This is a genomic window from Caldisericum sp. (assembly GCA_022759145.1).
Classification (GTDB): domain Bacteria; phylum Caldisericota; class Caldisericia; order Caldisericales; family Caldisericaceae; genus Caldisericum.
Genome location: JAEMPV010000157.1, coordinates 1 through 5,351, shown reverse-complemented (window position 1 = coordinate 5,351; position 5,351 = coordinate 1). Strand labels below are relative to the sequence as shown.

Here is a 5,351-nt window from a genome sequence, read left to right as displayed (position 1 = left end):
TTAGAAGAATGTGTGATAAAGCACATATTGATAAGAAACTTGCACATCCTCATACGCTAAGGCATACAAGAGCAATAGAACTTCTAAAAGCACAGGTACCAGTTACAATAGTTCAACAGATATTAGGACATGCTTCTCTTTCAACTACTGCTATGTATTTGAGATACTCTGCTTCTGAAACAAGAAGGATATTGAAGGATAGAGGAGTGATATAGGGGTTGAAGAAAATTATGTGAACAATTTCAAATGGCCTTACCTTGTACAATCTTTCAAATGTAATACAATGAAACAACATTAAAAGGTAGGAGGTAGAAATGAATAGAAAGAAGGATCTAGCAAGAGAATTAAATGTAAGCGAAGTTACCATTTGGCGTTGGGAGAAAGCCGGAGTTTTAGACAAGAAGATTGCTGAAATTAGAGAAAGAAATAAGAAAGTAGGTTTTCAAGATGATGTAATACAAAGTATTGCAAATGAAATACAACAAAATAAAGAGATATTACAAAACATTACAAATGTATTACAGAGTATTACATCGAAAATGGATAGCATTACAGATGTATTACAAAAGAATTACAATGTATTGCAGGACATTTCAAATGTAATACAAAGTATAACACAATCTCAGGATATGAAATACAATGTATTACATCCTGTAATGAATGAAAAACAAAATGTAATTCAAAGTAATACACCTGAAATAGGAGAAAACATTACTACAATCGCGCTTGCGAAGATACTTGGGGTAAACACAAGCACAATTCAAAGATGGATAGCAAAAGGAAAGATAAAGGCTACTAAAACAATGACTGGATATGTAATACCAAAAGAAGAAGCACTTAGAGTTATATTTAAGAAAGTGTATGAAGATTTAAATGTGGCTCGCCATTTTGGAGATTCTGTTCCTGTCCCAGTCTTTAAGGACGAAGTTAAAAAGCACATCAATATTTCAGATGATGAAATAGAGAAAACACTTTTAGACCTTGATAGTAAGGAAATTATCTACCTTCAGACACTTGATAACCCAGGTGATTTTAGCGACAGCGAGAGGGGAATAAAATTCCAGGGAAGGATACTATACTTTATAACATGGATGAACAAGTAAAAAGTTAAAGCAAGACAAATATGTCCAAAAGATTTACAGTTTGCTATCATTGAACGTTTTAGATGAAGAGGTAAAATATGGATAAAAAAGATCTTGGTTCAAAAACTGCAAAGGGAGGATTTGCTAACGAAAAAGCAATTTGCGAGAAATTTAATAACTGGAAAAATGATCAAGAGGCACAAGAATGGCTTAAAATCATGGGCTACGATCCTGGGAAAATTGATTCTGTAGAAGCAATTCAAGTTCCTACCAGGATAAAGAAAACTGATGTAAGCAAGTTTGGAGTTAATGTTAATAAGGAAGAGGATTATGAGCAACTTAACAAATTTAAGAAGGCAGACGCCCAAATAAAAATTGTTATCAAGATTGGAAATTTGCTATGTGTTGAAAACCTCTCGCTCAAGAAAGCAAATTCAGATGCTTGTTATAATCAAATAGATAAGAGAACCGTTGCAGAGTATCAAAAGATGTGGGGATTTGATGATGAGATTGCATTTTGGCTTATGCTTTTTACAGGAGATCTAGATCATGCAAAAGAGCTAGATCCTGCAAAATACTCAACAATAACAGGTATTACAGAATTTAGTGGAAAGGAAAGAAGATTATTATTTAACCAAATGCCTACAAACGTTCAACAGAAAATTATTAAATTTTTTGACGATAATCGAATTATTGTAGTAACCGATATAATCAAAGGGAGGGGAGGATTGTCTGCCGGCTGGATGTTGGTTACAAGATTTAACAAAGAAGACGAAACAACCACTTGGATACTTAAAGACATAAATACTGTAACGAATTTCTTTGGAAAAGGCAAAGTTCGTGTTTCACCTAAAGGGAGTTTATACATAGGAAGAATTACTATGCAAAGAAAAGGCGGCACTCCAGACCCTACAAAATTGCAATTCAAAATAAATCCATGTCAGTTATTTGAACCAGAGGAGGATTCTCTAAATGGAAGTGAATAAAGTATATTTAGGAGACTGCATAGAAATCATGCGGACATTACCACCAGAGTCCATCGACCTGGTGTTTGCTGATCCACCATTTAATATAGGCATCAAATATGATGTTTACAAAGACAACTTGCCGTATGATGAGTACTATAAATGGTCTGAAAAATGGATTCAAGAGACATACAGGCTACTAAAAAAGAATGGTTCGATATATGTAGCGATAGGTGATGAGTTTGCTGCTGAAATAAATATAATTTTGAAAAAGACAGGATTTTACTTCAGAAACTGGATCATCTGGTACTACACTTTTGGACAAAATCAAAGAAAGAAGTTTAACCGTTCTCACACTCACATCTTGTATTTTACAAAAGATCTTAAAAATTTCACGTTCAATGACAAAGAGATAAGAATTCCGTCTGCAAGACAACTTGTTTATGGTGATAAAAGAGCGAATCCCATCGGAAAACTTCCTGACGACGTTTGGCAATTTCCAAGAGTATGCGGGAACTTTAAAGAGCGAATAGGAAAACATCCGTGCCAGATGCCTGAAAGCTTGCTGGAACGGATTATTAAAGCAAGTTCTAACGAGGGAGACTTAGTATTGGACCCGTTCGGTGGAACAGGCACTACCGCAGCAGTTGCTAAAAGATTAAAGCGAAATTTCATAACGATGGAGATTTCAAAAGAGTATTACGAGATCATATTGAAGAGGTTAAATGGCGAAATTACGGAAATAAAAAGAAATAAAAAAGATGAACTAGATAAACAAACAATATTTTTTAACATTTAAAGAATACAAAATCTAATGTTAATACAGATTTAATTAAAAAAGATGTTAGTGACTCGATGACGCCAACGTTTTAATGTCAGAGTGATACAGTAATACCATATTATTGACAGATTGCAAAAGTATGTTATAATATGCTGGAGGTGAAAGATATGGAGCAAGTAGAAAGAATGTATAGCGTAAATGAGGTTGCAGAAATACTACATGTAAGTTTTAGAACAATTTACAGACTTATGAAGGTTGGAAAAATCCAGGCTGTACGAGTTGGCAGGCAGTGGAGAATCCCGAAAAGCGAAATAGAGAAATACATAAAATTGGAGTTTAAAGATGCGTAGAAAAAAAAGGCAGTGCAAATAAAAAAGGGAGGCAGACACGGGAATGAGAGCCTCCGCTATTTTTAATTATAGCGCAGAATCTGAAAAACTCAAAGTGAGGTGCGTAAATGAAGGTTGATCTTCTTATAAGGTATTTTATCCAGGGACAGGTTGGAGAGATAGAGATCTGGAGCATAAATTTGGAGAAAAAAGAGGCCATGCGATTGCAAACGATACACGACGTAAAGGAGCTGAATAGAAAGCGAGTTTGGTATTTTATGAATATAAAGAAGGAAAACATTTACTTTAAGCCTATAAGCGATCTCCAAGCAGTGTTATTCCTGGACGATGTGCCAGAGGAAAACCTTGAGAAACTGCCTTCAAATACCATCATAGTACAGACTAGCCCAGGGAAATACCAAGCGCATATATTTTTGCAGAAAGCGAAAACGCTTGAAGAGCGGACACGATTGCAGAGGTTGTTGCAGGAGTACTTTGGGAGTGATCCTGCGAGTTTGGACGGAAACCATGCAAGAAGGCTTCCAAAGACTCTTAATTGGAAATATCCAGACAAGCCAATTGTGAGAATTATAAAGGAGGTGAGAACGGGGAAAACACCAGAGAAACTTATTGCAGAATTGGAGAAAGAGGAGCAGAGAAAAGAGCAGGAGAAGGAAAAGCAGGAGCAGGAGAGACAGAGAGAGGCGAAAATCAAGAGCAATGATGGTAAGAAAGATTGGTGGTATTTTTATGAGCTTAAAAAAGATGAAAAAGGAGAGGCAGACCTTTCACGAGTGGACTTTGCATATACGGCGTATCTATACCAGCAAGGTCTAACTAAGAGGGAAATAGAGGAAAGATTGAAAGCAGAGAGCCTAAATATAGAGGAACGCAAGAAGGGACACCTTGAGGACTATTTAGATCGCACATATAGAAAAGCTTTGATTTTCATAAAAAGACGAGAGAAAGGAGCGTGAGAAAATGGACGAAAGGGATTTAATTCTAAAAGTGCTTGAGAAGGCAGTGAAGTTACGAGATGAAGAAGGGAAACTTACACATGCAGAAGTGTTTTTTATACTGAATTTCTTTTCATTACACGGGATTACTGAGCTGGACTTGACACCATGGGAAAGTAGGAAATACAAAGACATAATTGAAAACTTGCAGAGAGAGGGACTTGTTAAAACTGAATGGGCTTACCATTCAGTGGGTGATAAAAAGAAAAGAGTTTTTAGAGTGAAACTTGTAGAGCCACAAGAACCGCAAAAGCAAGAGCCACCTAAAAGTGTATTTAGAAAAGTGTTTGAAAGAATATTTAGGAGGTGAAAATGATATTAAAAAAAGTACAGTATGAAAAAGCCTTAGACATATTTTTAGATTTTCTTTATGAGAGAGGTAAGATTAACTGCGGACCCTGCAGAAATTGTATGTACTATGCTGCTGGTGTTTGTTTATACATCAATATAACCATTGGCTACTTCGAGGACCGCATACAGAGTTGCTGGAAACCTAGTAAGGAGCAGTACTTGCAGACATGGGAAGAAGAAAAGAAAAGCAATAACCTTGTTGAGGTTGCATATGAGGTGCATTCTTCCGGGAATAGGCTAGTAGGATCTCTAAAACTTGTACTTACATACTTGAGAGAAAAATTATGCTATAAGAGTGAAAAGACTGATGATGAGCTAATTGATGAGTTTTTGAAATACATTATTTGGAAAGCTAACTTTGCAAATCGGAGAGAGCTTTAAATGAAGGAGAAATAGAAGAGGGGGCTTTCCAGAGCCCCCAGGAGAGTGCAAGGAAACAGGAAGAATACTTACTGATATATTATATCATGGTGTTATATCTTTTGCTGTATCAAGTGCTTTTGCTGAATGTTTTTCTTTTAGATACTGCTCTATTTTTGCAGGGACAAATCCCTTCTCTTTTGCGGTTTTCTCTACTGCTTCTCTTACATCTTTATACGGGTATTGATCCAAAAGGCCCTGTATAATTGTTGCAACAAGGCTTGTTTGATACCTCTCTGGAAGTAATGCCGTGAGCTCTTTTGCTTCCTGGGAGATATCAACCAGGGAATCATCAAATCTCTTTATAAACCAATCTTTAAGCGTTAAATTAAATTTAATGCCTTCAATTTTATATCTTTCACCACGAATTATCTCAAAATCTACGGTAAATGGAACATATTTGTTGT

Annotated in this window: 9 protein-coding genes; 8 read left to right on the top strand and 1 reads right to left on the bottom strand. The window is 35.9% G+C overall.

Annotated elements, in window-relative coordinates; translation table 11 throughout:
• The 8 genes from JHC30_08310 to JHC30_08275 all read left to right on the top strand — a co-directional run.
• Window positions 1-215: tyrosine-type recombinase/integrase (locus JHC30_08310; protein ID MCI4464144.1), on the top strand; the 215-nt coding region annotated here is incomplete at its 5' end.
• Between the two features lie 99 nt (window positions 216-314).
• Window positions 315-1,103 (top strand): helix-turn-helix domain-containing protein, encoded by a 789-nt coding sequence (locus tag JHC30_08305; GenBank protein ID MCI4464143.1) that lies wholly within the window; start codon window positions 315-317, stop codon window positions 1,101-1,103.
• Window positions 1,104-1,180: 77 nt separating this feature from the next.
• Window positions 1,181-2,068 (top strand): hypothetical protein, encoded by an 888-nt coding sequence (locus tag JHC30_08300; GenBank protein MCI4464142.1) that lies wholly within the window; start codon window positions 1,181-1,183, stop codon window positions 2,066-2,068.
• A complete protein-coding gene (locus tag JHC30_08295) occupies window positions 2,055-2,846 on the top strand; it encodes a hypothetical protein (GenBank protein ID MCI4464141.1) in 792 nt (263 codons plus the stop codon). Before JHC30_08300 ends, JHC30_08295 begins: the two co-directional genes overlap by 14 nt.
• Before the next feature lie 149 nt (window positions 2,847-2,995).
• Window positions 2,996-3,178: a helix-turn-helix domain-containing protein gene (locus JHC30_08290; GenBank protein MCI4464140.1), complete on the top strand. Its 183-nt coding sequence runs from the start codon at window positions 2,996-2,998 to the stop codon at window positions 3,176-3,178.
• A 107-nt stretch (window positions 3,179-3,285) separates the two neighbouring features.
• On the top strand, window positions 3,286-4,134 hold the full coding sequence (locus tag JHC30_08285) for a hypothetical protein (GenBank protein ID MCI4464139.1): 849 nt from the start codon (window positions 3,286-3,288) through the stop codon (window positions 4,132-4,134).
• A 4-nt stretch (window positions 4,135-4,138) separates the two neighbouring features.
• Window positions 4,139-4,483 carry a hypothetical protein gene (locus tag JHC30_08280; GenBank protein ID MCI4464138.1) on the top strand — a complete coding sequence of 115 codons (345 nt, stop codon included), beginning with the start codon at window positions 4,139-4,141 and terminating at the stop codon, window positions 4,481-4,483.
• A gap of 2 nt (window positions 4,484-4,485) precedes the next feature.
• Window positions 4,486-4,905 (top strand): hypothetical protein, encoded by a 420-nt coding sequence (locus JHC30_08275; GenBank protein MCI4464137.1) that lies wholly within the window; start codon window positions 4,486-4,488, stop codon window positions 4,903-4,905.
• Window positions 4,906-4,989: 84 nt separating this feature from the next.
• Here the strand turns inward: JHC30_08275 and JHC30_08270 are convergent.
• Window positions 4,990-5,351 (bottom strand): hypothetical protein (locus JHC30_08270; GenBank protein MCI4464136.1); only part of this gene is annotated, 362 nt, incomplete at its 5' end.